Source organism: Winogradskyella vincentii (assembly GCF_020166345.1).
GTDB lineage: Bacteria > Bacteroidota > Bacteroidia > Flavobacteriales > Flavobacteriaceae > Winogradskyella > Winogradskyella vincentii.
The window spans coordinates 1-18,683 of the sequence record NZ_JAIUJS010000001.1; the positions used below are offsets into that span (position 1 = coordinate 1).

Here is an 18,683-nt window from a genome sequence, read left to right on the forward strand (position 1 = left end):
ACCGTACCCGTAGCACCTGGTGCCAAGGTCGATGGGCTGATCGCTAGATCTACACTGCCCGTTAACGCATCATCTATTGCTATGTTGCTGATCGTAACGTTACCAGTGTTGTCAACGCTGAACGTATACGTGATCTCGTCACCTAAGCTCGCTCCTGCTGGGCCTACGTCCGTAGTGATCGCTGAGGTCTTGGTCAGTTCAATCGACGGGTTCTGGCTTGCATTTAATGTCTCGCTCTCGTCGCTTTCAACAGTTGCATCACCAGTACCGTCATTATCAGTATCTGCTAAACCCTCACCCTCAGCTGTATTTGTATAAGAACCGTTATCAATGTCGGCCTGCGTCACGGTGTGCGTTGCAGTATAGGTCCATACCTCACCAACTGATAAAATACCGTCAGAATCAATGTCACTTGCCGCAACCAGAGTAGGCCCAGTTGTGGCCGTAGCATCAACCACAGTTGGATTGTATACCGTAACATTACCGTTGTTGGTAAGAGTGATTGTATAATTAATCACCTGGCCTACAGTGTTATATTCCGTTAATGCACCACCATCGATATCAACAAAAGTTTTGACAGTTGATATACTTGGAGTAATAATACAAGCTGAATTATCCAAAGGATCAACAGTTGCTATATTTGAGCCAAGAGAATAGTCTACTCCTGTTTCAGTAACGAGTCCGTTGCCATCTACTGATGCTGGATCTGGTTCACCAAATTGTCCACCGTCAGTACCTGAAGCAAATGGACTAGCATAAGCCTCGTTAGCATCAGGACAGCTATCGCCATCACTATCAGTATTTTGAAAATCAAAACTTCCATCACCTCCTGTATCAATAGGTATGGTTACTTCAGTTGCATCGTCAACACCGTTACCATTACCATCGTTAAACACTGCATCATTACTATCAATAATACCATCTCCATTAGTATCTAAAGATCCGTTTCCAGCTTCATCAATATCATATATACCATCATTGTCAGCATCTAAATCAAAAGCATCGTCAATTCCGTCACCGTCAGTATCATTACTCAAGCAATATTGCATTTCATAGAACTGTAATTCAACATTAGCAAATTCATTACCAGCTTGATTACCTACATAAACAGTTATCTGGGTAACAGGTCCAAGAACTTCAACGGCAATACTATTTGAAGGTGCATTTGCATTAGCTGAGGCACCTGTAACCGCAGATTGATTCGCAATTGTAAGGTTTGCTCCTACATTAATGTCAGATAAATTAACAGGAATATTTTCTGTACCATTAACTGCAATAAAATCCGCTCTATCGAAATTATCAAGTCCACCTACTTTAAAGTTGACATTATAGACAGGCTCTGAGAATATAAATAAATATCTTACGACTTCACCTTCAGGAAATGTTGTACCGTCTGCTATTGTGTTTATATACTCACCATCTGGCAAAATTGCTGGATTATTCTGATTTGTTATACCGCTTAAACTCCAAGCAGACCCACCATAGGGCTCATAACCAAATGTTACACTAGCTCCACCATAGGAATATACATTAGGTATAAATTCGGCATTGAAATTTGATCCAGTATTATCTGAAAATGTTTGACCTAATGGAATTGGGCCTGATGAACAATTTTGTTCATAAATATCTAATATACCGTCATTGTCGTTATCTTCATCACATATGTCTGATACACCATCTCCATCTGTGTCAGTATTTCCTGAGACAAGAGCATTACATGGATCACAAACTGCAGATATGGAAGGATCTGTTACTGCTGCATTGGTACCTATATCATAATCCACTAGTAAGCCTAGATCTACTAATCCTGAGGCATCAACGTTTGCGGGATCTGGAAAATTAAACTGCCCATCATCAATTCCTGCGGCGGTCACATTACCATAAGCTTCATTTGCATCAGGACAACCGTCACCATCACTATCCGTATTTTGATAATCAAAACTTCCATCGGATAAAGTATCAATCGGTGTAATTCCTGTACCTGCTGACCCAGGAATTCCACTTGGGCCAACAGCACCGTCAGCCTGACCATCATTGTTTGCATCTGCACCACCTACCTCATCAACGTCATAAATTCCATCATTATCAGAATCTAAATCTAATATATCTATAACTCCATCACCGTCTGTATCTAGAGGAAGGCAATATTCCATTTCATAGAATTGTACTTCTACATTTTCAAATTCGTTGCCATCTTGGTTTCCTACATCTATAATTATTTGAGTTACTGGACCATCTACCTGAATTGCTATACTGTTTGACGGAGCATTTGCAATAGCTGATGCAGCAGTAACTGCACTTTGTCCGTTTATTGTTAGGTTTGCTCCAACATTTATATCTGAAATATTAACCGGAACGTTATCCGTCCCATTAGTTGCAGAGAAATCTGCTCTATCAGCATTATCAAGTCCGCCAACTTTAAAATTAACATTGTATACAGGTTCAGAGAAGATAAAATAATAACGTACATGTTCATTTTCTGGGAATGTGGTACCGTCTGCTATTGTATTTATGTACTCACCATCTGGTAATATTACAGGATTATTCTGATTTGTTATACCACTAAGACTCCAAGCTGAACCTCCATAAGGTTCGTAACCAAACGTTACACTTGCGCCACCATAGGCATATACATTTGGAATAAATTCTGCATTAAAATTAGAACCAGTGTTATCAGAAAAAGTTTGGCCTAAAGCCAATGGACCAGGAGCACAATTAAGATCAACTGTGTCTAAGATACCATCATTATCATCATCTTCATCACAGACATCAGAAATACCATCACCATCTGTGTCTACATTTCCGGAAGCAATAGCGTCACAATCATCAACAATAACAATTGTTGCAATTGCTGTATCACAAATTGTATTATCTGCGGTTAAACAAATCTGATATTCTACATTATAAGTTCCCGGAGTCGCGCCAAACGGCACATCAATTGTTCCGTTATTATTAATAACAACTCCTATTAAACCATCATCATTTGAAATATTAATATTATTGTCAATCAATGCATTTGTTGCTGGCGTCGTTCCATTTGCATCGTCATTGGTGAATACGGTAGAAGTTGTTCCACCGGCGCTACCGAACGTAGTTGCACTAAAGTCGTCGTTGTTAGCTGTGATTGTTAGAGCAGCACAAGCTGATGTATCTCCCGCATCCGTTACGGCACTATTTGTACCTAATGTATAATCTACTCCTACTTCTGTTACCAATCCATTTAAAGGATTTATAGATGCCGGATCTGGTTCACCAAATTGACCATCATCTGATCCTGCTGCGGCTCCACTTGAATATGCTTCATTTGCATCTGGACATCCGTCACCATCACTATCTGTATTTTGGAAATCGTAACTACCATCAGTTAAGGTATCTACAGGTGTTGTTACTTCTGCATCATCATCTGTACCATTAGTATTTGTATCGGTAAAACCAGTATCATTACTATCTATTACACCATCATTATTGTCATCTAAAGCACCATTTCCAGCTTCGTCTACATCATATATACCATCATTATCAGAATCTAAATCTAAATAGTCATCAATACCATCACCATCAGTATCTTCACAATCCGAAATAACAAATAATTGAATATTATCTATAAAGTTTCCTGTACTTGAAGATCCCGATGCACTAGAAACCCATGCAAAACTTAATCTCGTTGTTGTTTGACCTGCAGGTACTGTATAAGTACCAGAATGTGCTGTCCAAGATGCATCTGCTGCCGATGTGAAATTTCCTTGGCTTACTAATGCACCAGTGGCATCACCAATTAATAGCGTCATAACATCTTCTACGGCACTACCAGCAAAACCGGTTCGTTTACGATGCGCAAAAGACCATTGTAACACATCTCCAGGAGTTGTAACTACATCTTGATATAATCCATCATTTGTTGTAGCATTAATTTCAGCCCATTGCGTGCCTGTGTAGGCCACGCCACCAACATCATTTCCAGCCGCTTGTGTATTATGCCATACTTCTAAATGGTTGTTTACTGCATCTGCACTTTCCCAATTTGGTATGTTAGAAGCATCACCCTTCCATATACCTAAAGTTGGAACTACATCTGTTGAACCATCATTATCTAACAATAAAATATCATTATCCTCAAAATCTCCATTTAACAATTGAGGGCTATTGAAAGCAGTACATTCAATGGTGTCTAAAATACCATCATTATCATCATCAAGATCTGCTATATCTTCGATGCCATCACCATCAATATCTCCAAGCACAAATACTCTTACCTGTGCTGTCGTTGTTGAACAATTTGAAGCATTTGGCGGCACCTCACATATTTCGTATATAATTGTATAAATTCCGGGAGGAACTGTTGGATTAACAGTAACTTCTCCGTTAGTTACATTAAGTTGTACTCCTGGATCAGATGTACTTATTTGGGTAATATCTACTGTTGACGTGGTAGGTACGCTACCATTTAAATCATCATTTGCCAATACATTAGGTACGACTACTCCTCCTACATTTTCCACAACTTGACCTACATCATCCGATGCTGTAATTACGGATCCCACAGGATTAACTGTAACTACTGAACTTTGAGTTTCAATTATACAAGGATTATTTAGATGCGTAATCGTCACCGTATATGTCCCTGAATCTGTTGTTGAAGCAGATGCAATGTTAAACGTAGCGTTATTACCTCCTACTGAAATCGCTCCCGTACCATCATCAAATGTCCATGCATATTGTAAATTTGCAGATTCGTCTGATACATTTCCAGGTACCGAATAGTCTGGATCAAATGGTGCTGCTAAATCCCAAGCTATTGTGCTTTGTGCGGTTGCATCTGAGGTTAATGTTAATGCATCTCCACTATTTAAAGTTAAAGTTGCTGGTGGATTTGCACCTGCAATGTATTGTAAAGGCACTATCTCGTCTCCTGTTACTCCATCATAACTACCTACAGCTATTGCGCCTCCAGTAGTTACTTGGCCAAATGAATTGAAACCATCTCCATCTAAAATACCATCACCACCAGCAGGCACTACATCTGTTCCTCCAGATTCTAGTACATCTGGACACCCATCATTATCACTATCTGTATCTAAATAATCTGCAAAACCATCACCGTCTGTATCGCAATCTGCAACGGTACCTACAATAAGGTCACCTCCTGGGAACGCAATTTCATCCCAGCCACCGTGTTGTGTTGTATGACCTTCAAATTGCATATATCTGAAGGTAATAGGTGCTGTAAAGGTAACATCGGTTGCAGTGTCGGTACCAAAAGGTACTACTAAGGTTGATTGTCCATTAGTAACAGCATTTAAATATCCCACACCACCGTTTTGTCCATCGGTATTAGCATCGCCAGAAGGATCTGTACTATCATAACTTACATATACTTGTACAGGGGTATCCTCACCACTAGTATTTGCCTGCAGTGTAATTACCGTACCGGCAGCCACCTCTTGCCCTAGATTAATCTCCATGAAATCATCTACGTGCATCCTTAACGGCTGTGGTGTCCCATCAATTATATTTCTTGGATCATCAGCAGCATATGGAGGACTTGTTGTTAAAGCAAAACTAGGATCGTAATGCGCAGCGCGTCCACCTGTTTTTGTTTGTGCATAACCATGAACTGCCGTAGCCGTAAATGGCTGTGGTCTTGGAATACCACATTCTTCTAAATCTAAAATACCATCATTATCATCATCTTGATCGTCACGATCTTGAACACCGTCATTATCGATATCAAAGAAACATTCTTGGATGGTTCTTGTATAGTCAGAACCAAGAGCATCTAATCCAAATTTTTTGCCATCATCTCCGGCATGAACATATTGCACATATTCAAAGAAAAATGGAACTGCTACAATAAACTCATCATTTGCATTTAAATCAGCCGATGTTATGGCTGCAACTTGTATATAATTTACACCATCTCTTGAAGCAAGTAAATTTACCGTTAGGTCATTCTCAAATTTAGAAAAATAGGTTGTCAGTGTTGAACCTCCTGGAGAGAGTCCCGCCATTTGAAAGATAGCACCGTCATTAATTAGTTGAAAATCACCAGTTCCACTCCCATCTGATCCACCGAGTGCTTCATCATCACAATCTGTCTCTGTTGTTCCTGATATTACACAGGTAAGTGCATCGAATGCATTATAAGTCCCAGATTCTGTTGCATTCACTATATAAGATCCTGAAGGACAGGTTATATCACTACACTCGCTAGGAGCGGTCATTATATTAGTATCTGTTATACTACAACCTCCGTCTGCAGAAAAATTAGCTGTTAGTGAAATAGCAGACCCATCTGCTGTAAATACCACGTCTTGAAACGTATAGGAAGTCGCTCCAATAGATCCAACCGGAACCGAAACATTTGCACTACCCGACAAGTTTAGTGTACCTGTTGTTTTTGGGTTAGCATATGTTACAGTGATATCTGCAGTAAATGTATCATCTCCTGTATATTCTGGTGTTCCGTTATCAGAACATGCTTGTACATCGGATTCATCTATGGCAGTAATATCACAATTTAAAGATAAATCTACGCCATCTATAAAATTCCAAGTTTTATCACAAGTCCCAGTAGACTTTATTTCTAAAAGAAAAGAACCTGAAGTAGAAGGCGTAAACGTAAATCTTGGACGCGTCCATACATCTTCTGAAGCCGGTGCCGCAAAGGTACCAATTACAGATCCATCTAAAAGCACTTCTAACCCTGGTGTACAAGGAGTTTCACCATTATCTGTTTCTATTAAATAATCTAAGGAAAAAGAATATAATTCTCCACCAACAACCGTTACATTTTGAGTAATTCCTTCAACGGTTGTACCACTGTCAACCGTCAACCCTATATAACAAGTGCCATCTGGTGAAGCACCTCTGTTTTGATTACTACCATCCCATCTTCTTTCTACCGATGTAGATAAATCTGGCGCTCCAATTTTACCCCAACTATCTGGAGCAAGATCTTCTGTAGAATCTGTAGCTGTACAATCTACACTAGATTCTAATAAACCTGGATTGGTTATTAAATTTTGTGCTGTTAAACCTTGTGACCCTATTAGGGTTAAAATCCCAAATAGTGTTGCGATTTTGATTTGCTTTAGAGAAAACATGAATCGGGTAAAGATTTTCATATTACTGTTGGTTGTTATGTTCTTTTGAAATGTATTGTGTATACCGCGTAACGGTAAATGTCTTAACGATCTATGTGTAGAAACGATTGGGGTAATTTTTTTCATATTTCTATGCGGTTGATGTATTTTTCATAGCAATATTATCGATATAAATTTTATCGATAATACGCAAATATATTCGTTTAAATGCAAAATACAAATATTTCAGTAAGAAAAATTGCATTAAATATTTTAACATTTTTCTTTTTTAAAAGAAATCGTTATTAAATATAAGTCGCTAAAAAACAGAAAATTACTACTAAAGGCCACTAGAGCAACGTCTCAATCCACAAAAGAAGATGTAGGTAATTAAAGTTGTTATTTTGGGACAAATATTTAAGGTAAATTTCAATTTGTTAAAAATACTTTAAAAATTCAAGGGCAAAGTAACCTATGATTACGGGATTTCCGTAAATATTCGTTGAAATTATAAATTAAACGGTTGAAATACAGGTTTTTCTTCTCTTACACAATTCCCAAGATTTATCCTTTTAAACGAAATAAAACCGGATGAAACTATTAATTTTGCCATTCTTGTAAAAAATAACAATGAGTTTTCAATCTGAAATTAATAGACGTCGAACTTTTGGGATAATTTCTCACCCAGATGCTGGTAAAACTACACTAACGGAAAAACTGCTGTTATTCGGTGGTGCCATCCAAGAAGCGGGTGCCGTAAAAAGTAACAAAATAAAGAAGGGGGCAACCAGTGATTTTATGGAGATTGAGCGCCAACGTGGTATCTCTGTGGCTACTTCAGTTTTGGCTTTTGAATATAACGGTATAAAGATTAATATTTTAGATACTCCAGGTCACAAAGATTTTGCAGAAGACACATTTAGAACTTTAACCGCGGTAGATAGTGTCATAGTAGTCATAGATGTTGCAAAAGGGGTTGAGGAACAAACTGAAAAATTGGTTGAAGTTTGCAGAATGCGGAATATCCCGATGATTGTTTTTATTAATAAGCTAGACCGTGAGGGAAAAGATGCCTTTGACCTTTTAGATGAAGTAGAACAGAAATTAGGTCTGAGGGTGACACCTCTAAGTTTCCCTATTGGTATGGGATACGACTTTAAGGGTATCTATAATATTTGGGAAAAGAATATCAATCTTTTTACAGACGACAGCAAACAACATATTAACGATACTTTAGAAATCTCTGATTTAAAATCTGAAGCGCTGGAAAAGCTAGTAGGTGAATCTGCCGCAAAGACTTTGCGTGAAGAGGTGGAATTGGTTGAAGGTATTTATCCTGAATTTAACAAGGACGACTATCTCAATGGCGATTTGCAACCCGTATTCTTTGGTTCTGCCTTAAATAATTTTGGTGTAAGGGAATTACTTGATTGTTTTGTTGAGATTGCACCTAAACCTAGACCAAAGCATAGTGAGGAACGATTGGTAAAACCAGACGAAAATAAATTTACTGGTTTTGTTTTTAAAATACATGCCAATATGGATCCAAACCATAGAAATCGTTTGGCCTTTGTAAAGATTGTCTCGGGTGAGTTTAAGCGTAATACACCTTATTTACATGTAAGACATAATAAGAAATTGAAATTCTCAAGTCCTAATGCTTTTTTTGCAGAGAAAAAAGAGATTGTAGATATCTCCTACCCTGGTGATATAGTTGGTTTACAAGACACCGGAAATTTTAAAATTGGTGATACCCTTACAGAAGGTGAGATAATTAACTATAAGGGAATCCCGAGTTTTTCACCAGAACATTTTAGATATATTAATAACGCTGATCCTATGAAGGCAAAGCAATTATTTAAAGGAATTGATCAGCTTATGGATGAAGGTGTAGCGCAGTTGTTCACACTAGATTATAATGGTAGAAAAGTTATTGGTACCGTTGGCGCGTTACAATATGAAGTAATTCAATATAGGTTAGAACACGAGTATGGTGCAAAATGTACATACGAAAACCTCAATGTTCATAAAGCCTGTTGGGTGCAAACCAATGACGAAAAAAGTGAGGAGTTTAAAGAGTTCTTAAGAGTTAAGCAACGGTATTTAGCAAAAGATAAACAAGGTCAATTGGTATTTTTAGCAGACTCTATGTTCTCATTACAGATGACACAGCAGAAATACCCGAGTATTACTTTCCATATGACTTCTGAATTTGACTAAATCCACTGTGCATTTCATCGAAACTAGTTATTAAAAGTGGTCCTTTAACGATAATATTTGCTATTGAACGATTTTTTATCGTATATTTTAGGGCAAATTTTTTAAATTGATTTAAGATTAACCCCAAATTGATCTACTTATTATGGAAACAAACCACAACGTTTTCAGTAATGATAAAATTACTGTAACCTACGAGCCACGCTGTTGTATAAATGCCGAATTATGTGCAAGACAGCTTTCTGAAGTCTTTAGACATTCTGTAATTCCTTGGATAGATTTAGACGGCGCCAAAACCAAAAAAATTATTAAACAAATTAACAAGTGCCCATCGGGTGCATTAAAATATTATTTTAATCAAAAAGATGTAGCATAACTCATTTTGAAACTGAACTGCCAAAAAAAATACCCTTTAATTTTCATTAAAGGGTATTTTTATTTAAAATGCATTTTAAGCGATTTTTACTACATATTTAGTTAAAAGACATCCAAATACTAACAAATAATCTATAAATGTCTTAAAACGAATTAAAACAACTCATGTTTAATTTGTTTTATCTATGTATTATTTTTTTTAATAGATTTTATTTATGTTTGACCCGTTGGTCCAAAATTCAATGGAATAGGCGGTTGCAACATGGAAACCATTTCGGGCAACCTTAATTTTGAATTTATGCCTGACCAGTTGGGCCGAAATTCAATGGAATTGGCGGTTGCTCGTAATCCTTGATTTCTCCATGTGCTTTTTCAAATCTTGCCACATTATCACCTAAAGCCTTAACCAAACGTTTCGCATGTTGTGGTGTTAAGATAATTCTAGACTTAACCTTACTTTTTGGAGAACCAGGCATTATACTAACAAAATCAACCACAAATTCTGAAACAGAATGGTTAATTATTGCCAAGTTAGAATAAATCCCTTCTGCTACTTTCTCGTCTAGCTCAATATTAATCTGTCCTTTTTTAGGATTCTTTTTTTCGTCTGCCATATCTTAATTATATCTATAGTTATTTTATCGTTTATTAAAAAGCCTCCAATCTAAAATAGAATGAAGGCTTTTGTATATTATATTCCTGCCTTCGCAGGAATCTTAATCACTAATTGAAGTTCATTTCTTCTTTAGCTTTCATCATTTCATCAAACTCTTCCTTAGAACCTACAATAATACTCTCGTAATCTCTAACGCCTGTACCTGCTGGTATTCTGTGACCAACAATTACATTCTCTTTGAGTCCTTCTAATGTATCAACTTTACCATTTACAGCTGCTTCGTTAAGAACTTTTGTAGTTTCCTGGAACGATGCTGCAGATATAAACGACTTAGTCTGTAATGATGCTCTCGTGATACCTTGTAAAATTGGTGTAGCAGTGGCAGGTTGTGCATCTCTAGCCGTTGCAATATTTTTATCCTCTCTTCTTAAGATTGAATTTTCATCTCGCAATTGTCTAACAGTTACAATCTGTCCTGATTTTAAATTCTCAGAATCACCTGCTTCTTCAACCACTTTCATTCCGAATATCTTATCATTTTCTTCAATGAAATCTGACTTATGAACTAATTGGTTTTCTAAGAAAATCGTATCACCAGAATCTATAATCTTAACTTTACGCATCATCTGTCTAACAACAACTTCAAAATGCTTATCGTTAATCTTCACACCTTGTAAACGATATACTTCTTGTACTTCATTTACCAAGTATTGTTGTACTGCAGATGGGCCTTTAATATTTAAGATATCATTAGGTGTTACAGAACCATCAGATAATGGCATACCAGCTTTTACATAATCATTCTCCTGTACAAGGATTTGATTAGATAATTTAACTAGGTACTTTTTAATCTCTCCTAATTTAGATTCTATAATAATCTCACGGTTTCCACGCTTAATCTTTCCGAATGATACAACACCATCAATCTCACTTACAACAGCAGGATTAGATGGATTACGTGCTTCAAACAATTCAGTTACACGAGGAAGACCACCAGTAATATCACCTGCCTTAGCAGACTTACGTGGTATCTTAACTAAAATCTTACCGATTTCAATCTTATCTCCATCGTCAATCATAATGTGTGCACCTACTGGTAAGTTATAAGAACGGATCGTTTCACCTTTAGAATCCTCGATTAATAATGTTGGAATCAACTTCTTATTTCTAGATTCTGAAATAACCTTTTCTTGGAAACCTGTCTGTTCGTCAATCTCTACTTGATAAGTAACACCTTGTTCGATATTTTCATACTTCACTTTACCAGCAAATTCTGAAATAATTACACCATTGTAAGGATCCCATTGACAAATTACATCGCCTTTCTTCACTTTCTTACCTGGCTTAACAAATATGTGAGAACCGTAAGGAATATTGTTAGTACTTAAAACAATACCTGTTTTAGCATCAACTAATTTCAATTCTGAAGTTCTTGAAATAACCACATCAACGTCATTACCTTCATTATCTTTAGATTTAACTGTCTTTAAATCTTCAATTTCAGCAACTCCATCAAACTTAACAGTTAATTTATTCTCTTCAGAAATGTTACCTGCAATACCACCTACGTGGAATGTACGTAGCGTAAGCTGTGTACCAGGCTCACCAATTGATTGTGCCGCAACAACACCAACAGCTTCGCCTCGTTGTACCATCTTACCTGTTGCAAGATTTCGTCCGTAACATTTAACACAAATACCTTTTTTGGCTTCACATGTTAATGGTGAACGAACCTCAATTGATTCTATAGCTGAATCTTCAATGCGTTTTGCAATAGCATCACCAATATGGCCACCAGCTTCAACAAGAAGTTCTTCTGTCATAGGATCAAACACATCATTTAATGATGTTCTACCCACAATTCTTTCTTCAAGTTTTTCAACAACTTCTTCGTTCTTCTTTAATGGAGAAACTTCAATACCTCTTAACGTACCACAATCTTCTTGATAAACAATTACATCTTGAGATACATCAACCAAACGACGTGTTAAGTAACCAGCATCAGCTGTTTTAAGAGCGGTATCTGCAAGTCCCTTACGTGCACCGTGAGTAGAGATAAAGTATTCTAAAATTGATAATCCTTCTTTAAAGTTAGAAAGAATTGGATTCTCAATAATTTCACCACCACCTGCGTTAGATTTTTTAGGTTTTGCCATTAATCCACGCATACCTGTTAACTGACGAATCTGCTCTTTAGATCCACGAGCACCAGAATCTAACATCATAAATACTGAGTTAAATCCTTGCTGATCTTCACGGATACGCTTCATAGAAAGTTCCGTTAATTCGGCATTAGTAGATGTCCAAATATCAATTACCTGATTATAACGCTCATTGTTGGTAATAAGACCCATATTATAGTTGCCCATAATACCATCAACTTGCTTATTAGCAGCGTCAATCATTGTATGCTTTTCTTGAGGTATAATAATATCACCTAAACTAAATGATAGTCCGCCTTGGAATGCAAACAGATATCCTAATGTTTTAATTTCATCAAGGAATTCTGCTGTTTCTGGCACTGACGTTACCTTTAATATACCGTGAATAATATCTCTTAAAGATTTCTTGGTTAATACCTCATTTATATAACCTGCAGCCTCAGGTACTTTTTCATTAAAAAGTACTCTACCTACTGTGGTCTCAATTATTTGAGTTGTTAATTCACCCTCTTCATTAAAATCCTTAGTTCTTACTTTGATACCAGCATTTAAGTCAACCTTCTTCTCATTATAAGCAATAGTTACTTCCTCTGGCGAGTAGAATGTTAAGCCTTCACCTTTAACAGTATAGTCCTTATCTGTTTTACGTAACTTGGTCATATAATAAAGACCAAGTACCATATCTTGAGAAGGTACCGTTACAGGAGAACCATTAGCTGGATTCAATATATTATGAGACGCTAGCATTAATAGTTGCGCTTCTAATATTGCCTCTGGCCCTAAAGGTAAATGTACAGCCATCTGATCACCATCGAAATCGGCATTAAATGCAGTACACACTAATGGGTGTAACTGAATTGCCTTTCCTTCGATAAGCTTTGGCTGGAATGCTTGTATACCAAGTCTGTGTAATGTAGGAGCACGGTTCAGTAATACTGGATGTCCCTTAAGAACATTTTCTAAGATATCCCAAACTACAGGCTCTTTTCTATCTATAATTTTCTTTGCAGATTTTACAGTTTTTACAATACCTCTTTCAATTAATTTTCTAATGATGAAAGGCTTGTATAATTCTGCTGCCATATTCTTTGGCAATCCACATTCAAATAATTTTAATTCTGGTCCTACAACAATAACCGAACGTGCAGAATAATCAACACGCTTACCCAATAAGTTTTGACGGAAACGTCCTTGCTTACCTTTAAGCGAATCTGATAATGATTTTAATGGTCTATTAGAATCCGTTTTTACTGCTGATGACTTACGTGTGTTATCAAATAACGAATCAACAGATTCTTGCAACATACGCTTTTCATTACGTAAGATTACCTCTGGTGCTTTAATCTCTACAAGTCTCTTAAGACGATTGTTACGGATTATCACACGACGGTAAAGATCATTTAAATCTGAGGTCGCAAAACGACCACCATCTAGAGGAACTAAAGGTCTTAATTCTGGTGGAATTACAGGCACAGCCTTCATAATCATCCACTCTGGTCTGTTCTCTCTGTTTTTATTTGAATCTCTAAAAGCTTCAACAACTTGCAAACGTTTTAAAGCTTCAGTTTTACGTTGCTTAGACGTTTCGTTGTTAGCCTTATGTCTTAAATCGTATGATAATTCATCTAAGTCAATTCTTGCTAATAAATCAATAAGGCACTCTGCACCCATCTTAGCAATAAATTTGTTTGGATCTGAATCTTCTAAATATTGGTTTTCTTGCGGAAGGGTTTCTAGAATATTTAAATACTCTTCTTCTGTTAAGAAATCCATTTTTTGTACTGGCTCACCTTCAGCATTTACAGCAGTACCTGGTTGAATAACCACGTAACGCTCGTAATAGATTATCATATCTAATTTCTTAGACGGTAATCCTAAAAGGTATCCAATTTTATTTGGTAAAGAACGGAAGTACCAGATGTGCGCAACAGGTACCACAAGGTTTATGTGTCCTACTCTATCTCTACGCACTTTCTTTTCAGTAACTTCTACACCACAACGGTCACAAACAATACCCTTGTAACGTATTCTTTTATATTTACCACAAGCACACTCATAATCCTTTACAGGACCAAAAATACGCTCACAGAACAAACCATCACGTTCTGGTTTGTGAGTTCGATAATTAATAGTTTCTGGCTTTAATACCTCACCACGAGATGCTGCTAAAACAGACTCAGGTGATGCTAAACCAATAGAAATTTTGTTAAACTTCTGTACTGTATTCTTATCTTGTTTTCTTGCCATTTTTATTTATGGTATTCAGCACATAACTTCAGTCTTTTTCAGACTGAAGTTATACACCTAAGTTTTACTCTTCTAATCTAATATCTAATCCTAATCCTTTCAATTCGTGCATAAGTACGTTGAAAGATTCTGGTAGTCCTGGTTCTGGCATTGGCTCACCCTTAACGATTGCCTCGTAAGTTTTTGCTCTACCTATAACGTCATCTGATTTAACAGTTAAGATTTCACGTAAAGTACTAGATGCTCCATAAGCTTCAAGTGCCCATACTTCCATCTCACCAAAACGCTGACCACCAAACTGTGCTTTACCACCTAATGGCTGTTGTGTAATTAATGAGTATGGTCCGATTGAACGTGCGTGCATCTTATCATCAATCATGTGACCTAACTTTATCATATAAATCACACCAACTGTTGCTGCCTGGTCAAATCTTTCTCCAGTACCACCATCATAAAGATGTGTGTGCCCGAATCTAGGTACACCAGCTTCATCAGTAAATTCATTTATCTGATCTAAAGTTGCACCATCAAAAATTGGAGTCGCATATTTACGACCTAAGTTTTGACCTGCCCAACCTAATACCGTTTCATAAATCTGACCGATATTCATACGAGAAGGTACACCAAGTGGATTCAATACAATATCAACAGGAGTTCCATCTTCTAAGAAAGGCATATCTTCCTGACGTACAATACGCGCAACAATACCTTTGTTTCCGTGACGACCTGCCATCTTATCACCAACTTTAAGTTTACGCTTTTTAGCAATGTAAACTTTAGCCAGTTTAATAATACCTGAAGGTAATTCGTCACCAACAGAAATTGTAAACTTCTCGCGTCTCAATGATCCCTGAAGGTCATTTTCCTTAATCTTATAATTGTGGATTAAATCAGCTACCAATTCATTTGTATGGTTATCAGTAGTCCACTTACCAGAAGTTAAATGCGTATAATCATCAACGGCATTTAACATTTTTAAAGTGTACTTCTTACCTTTTGGAATGATTTCTTCTCCAAGATCATTATAAATACCTTGAGCTGTTTTACCATTCACAATTGCAAATAGTTTTTCAACCAAAACATTTTTAAGATCATCAAATCTGTTATCGTAAGCGTCTTCTAACTTCTCGATATCTTCTTTATCTTGAGCTCTCTTACGCTTATCTTTTACCGCTCTCGCGAATAACTTCTTATCTATTACAACACCATTTAATGATGGAGAAGCTTTAAGAGAAGCATCCTTAACATCACCAGCTTTATCACCAAAGATTGCTCTTAATAGTTTCTCTTCTGGTGTTGGGTCAGATTCTCCTTTCGGTGTAATCTTACCAATTAAAATATCACCTGGCCTAATTTCAGCACCAATACGAATCATACCATTTTCATCAAGGTCTTTTGTCGCCTCTTCTGAAACATTTGGTATGTCGTTTGTAAGTTCCTCGTTACCTAATTTAGTATCTCTAACTTCTAATGAATATTCATCAATATGAATTGAAGTAAAGATATCATCACGAACAACTTTTTCTGAAATTACAATTGCATCCTCGAAGTTATATCCTTTCCAAGGCATGAAGGCTACCTTCATATTTCTACCTAAAGCAAGTTCTCCATTTTGAGTTGCATAACCCTCACAAAGTACTTGACCTTTAGTTACTTTATCACCTTTCTGAACGATAGGTTTTAAGTTTATTGAAGTTCCCTGATTAGTTTTTCTGAATTTTACTAATGGGTATTCTTTGACATCGCTATCAAAGCTTACCATAGCTTCTTCTTCAGTACGCTTGTATTTAATTACAATCTTATCTGCATCTACATATTCAACAACTCCATCTCCTTCAGCATTTATTAATACTCTTGAATCTGATGCTACTTGACGTTCTAATCCGGTACCAACAATTGGTGATTCAGGACGTAATAATGGTACAGCCTGACGCATCATGTTAGATCCCATCAATGCACGGTTTGCATCATCATGCTCCAAGAAAGGAATCAAAGAAGCCGAAATTGAAGCGATTTGATTAGGTGCAACATCTGTGTAATTAACATTCATTGGGTCAATCACTGGGAAATCACCTTCTTGACGTGCAATTACTTTATCATGTTGAATCTTACCTTTTCCATCTACTTCTACAGTTGCCTGAGCGATCATTTGCTCTTCCTCTTCCTCTGCACTCAAATATGTTGGTGCATTTTTAATATCAACAACCCCTTTTTCAACTTTTCTGTATGGTGTCTCAATGAATCCCATTGAATTTACCTTAGCAAATACCGAAAGTGAAGAAATCAAACCAATGTTTGGTCCTTCTGGTGTTTCAATTGGACATAATCGTCCGTAATGCGTGTAATGAACATCACGAACCTCGAAACCAGCTCTTTCTCTAGATAGACCACCAGGTCCTAATGCTGATAAACGACGTTTGTGAGTAATCTCTGCTAATGGGTTAGTTTGATCCATAAACTGAGATAACTGGTTTGTACCAAAGAATGAATTAATTACAGAAGACAATGTCTTAGCATTAATCAAATCGATTGGAGTAAACACTTCGTTATCACGAACATTCATTCTTTCACGAATCGTACGTGCCATTCTTGCTAAACCAACACCAAATTGAGATGATAATTGCTCACCTACTGTACGTACACGACGGTTAGATAAGTGATCGATATCATCAATCTCTGCTTTAGAGTTAATTAGCTCAATTAAATATTTTATAATGGTAATAATATCTTCTTTGGTAAGTACTTGCTTATCCATTCCGATATCTAAACCTAATTTCTTATTCATTCTGTAACGACCTACTTCACCTAAAGAGTAACGTTGATCAGAGAAGAATAATTTGTCAATTATACCACGTGCAGTTTCCTCATCTGGCGGTTCTGCATTACGTAACTGACGGTAAATGTGCTCAACAGCTTCTTTTTCAGAGTTTGTTGGGTCTTTTTGTAATGTATTATGAATAATTGCGTAATCTCCTTGTTGCGCACTTTCTTTGTGTAAAAGAATTGTTTTTACTTGAGCCTCAAGAATTTCTTCAATATTTTCTTTATCTACTATAGTGTCACGGTCTAATACAATCTCGTTACGTTCAATAGATACAACTTCACCTGTATCCTCATCAACGAAATCCTCGTGCCATGTATTAAGAACACGTGCTGCAAGTTTACGACCTATAACTTTCTTTAATCCAGATTTAGAAACTTTTACCTCTTCTGCTAGATCAAATATTTCTAAAATATCTTTATCGCGTTCAAAACCAATTGCACGGAATAATGTTGTAACAGGCAACTTTTTCTTTCTGTCAATGTAAGCATACATTACACTATTGATATCTGTAGCGAATTCTATCCAAGACCCTTTAAAAGGAATTACTCTTGCAGAATATAACTTTGTACCATTAGCATGAAATGATTGACTAAAGAAAACACCAGGTGAACGGTGTAACTGAGATACAACTACACGCTCAGCACCATTGATACAAAAAGTACCACTTGGAGTCATGTAAGGAATAGTACCTAAATATACATCCTGTACAATAGTTTCGAAATCTTCGTGCTCTGGATCTGTACAATATAATTTCAATCTTGCTTTTAAAGGCACACTGTATGTTAATCCTCTTTCAATACATTCTTCGATAGTATATCGAGGTGGATCAATAAAGTAATCTAAAAATTCTAAGACGAATTGATTACGTGTGTCTGTAATTGGGAAGTTCTCCATGAAGGTATTGTACAACCCTTCGTTTCCTCTTTCTTCTGACTTTGTTTCTAATTGGAAAAAATCCTGGAAGGATTTAATTTGGATATCCAAAAAGTCTGGGTAATCTGTTCTATTTACAATAGAAGAGAAATTAATTCTTTCAGCCTTTTTTGCTAACATTGATGAACGAGATTTTTATTAAATAAAAACTAAAATATGTGCATATCCTTTATATACACAAAAGGGTTTAGGTCTTAGAGGGCAACTCCAGACCTAAACCATATGTT

General features: G+C 36.6%; 6 protein-coding genes. 2 read left to right on the forward strand and 4 right to left on the reverse strand.

The window, feature by feature from the left end:
• Positions 1 to 7,229, reverse strand: a 7,229-nt coding sequence (locus LBV24_RS00005; RefSeq protein ID WP_394371104.1) for a beta strand repeat-containing protein, incomplete at its 3' end; no start/stop codon positions are given.
• A 483-nt stretch (positions 7,230 to 7,712) separates the two neighbouring features.
• Between LBV24_RS00005 and LBV24_RS00010 the strand changes: the two genes are divergently transcribed.
• Both LBV24_RS00010 and LBV24_RS00015 read left to right on the forward strand, forming a co-directional pair.
• Complete coding sequence (locus LBV24_RS00010; RefSeq protein WP_224476562.1) at positions 7,713 to 9,302, forward strand: peptide chain release factor 3; 1,590 nt, start codon at positions 7,713 to 7,715, stop codon at positions 9,300 to 9,302.
• A 142-nt stretch (positions 9,303 to 9,444) separates the two neighbouring features.
• The gene (locus tag LBV24_RS00015; RefSeq protein ID WP_224476563.1) at positions 9,445 to 9,675 is read left to right on the forward strand and encodes a (4Fe-4S)-binding protein; all 231 of its coding nucleotides are present in this window, start codon (positions 9,445 to 9,447) and stop codon (positions 9,673 to 9,675) included.
• 295 nt (positions 9,676 to 9,970) lie between these two features.
• On the opposite strand, the gene LBV24_RS00020 is transcribed toward LBV24_RS00015, so the two are convergent.
• The 3 genes from LBV24_RS00020 to rpoB form a co-directional block, all read right to left on the reverse strand.
• The gene (locus tag LBV24_RS00020; protein WP_114299425.1) at positions 9,971 to 10,288 is read right to left on the reverse strand and encodes a DUF3467 domain-containing protein; all 318 of its coding nucleotides are present in this window, start codon (positions 10,286 to 10,288) and stop codon (positions 9,971 to 9,973) included.
• A 109-nt stretch (positions 10,289 to 10,397) separates the two neighbouring features.
• Positions 10,398 to 14,699: a DNA-directed RNA polymerase subunit beta' gene (gene rpoC, locus LBV24_RS00025; RefSeq protein ID WP_224476564.1), complete on the reverse strand. Its 4,302-nt coding sequence runs from the start codon at positions 14,697 to 14,699 to the stop codon at positions 10,398 to 10,400.
• A 64-nt stretch (positions 14,700 to 14,763) separates the two neighbouring features.
• On the reverse strand, positions 14,764 to 18,576 hold the full coding sequence (rpoB, locus tag LBV24_RS00030) for a DNA-directed RNA polymerase subunit beta (protein ID WP_224476565.1): 3,813 nt from the start codon (positions 18,574 to 18,576) through the stop codon (positions 14,764 to 14,766).
• Positions 18,577 to 18,683 lie beyond the last annotated feature (107 nt).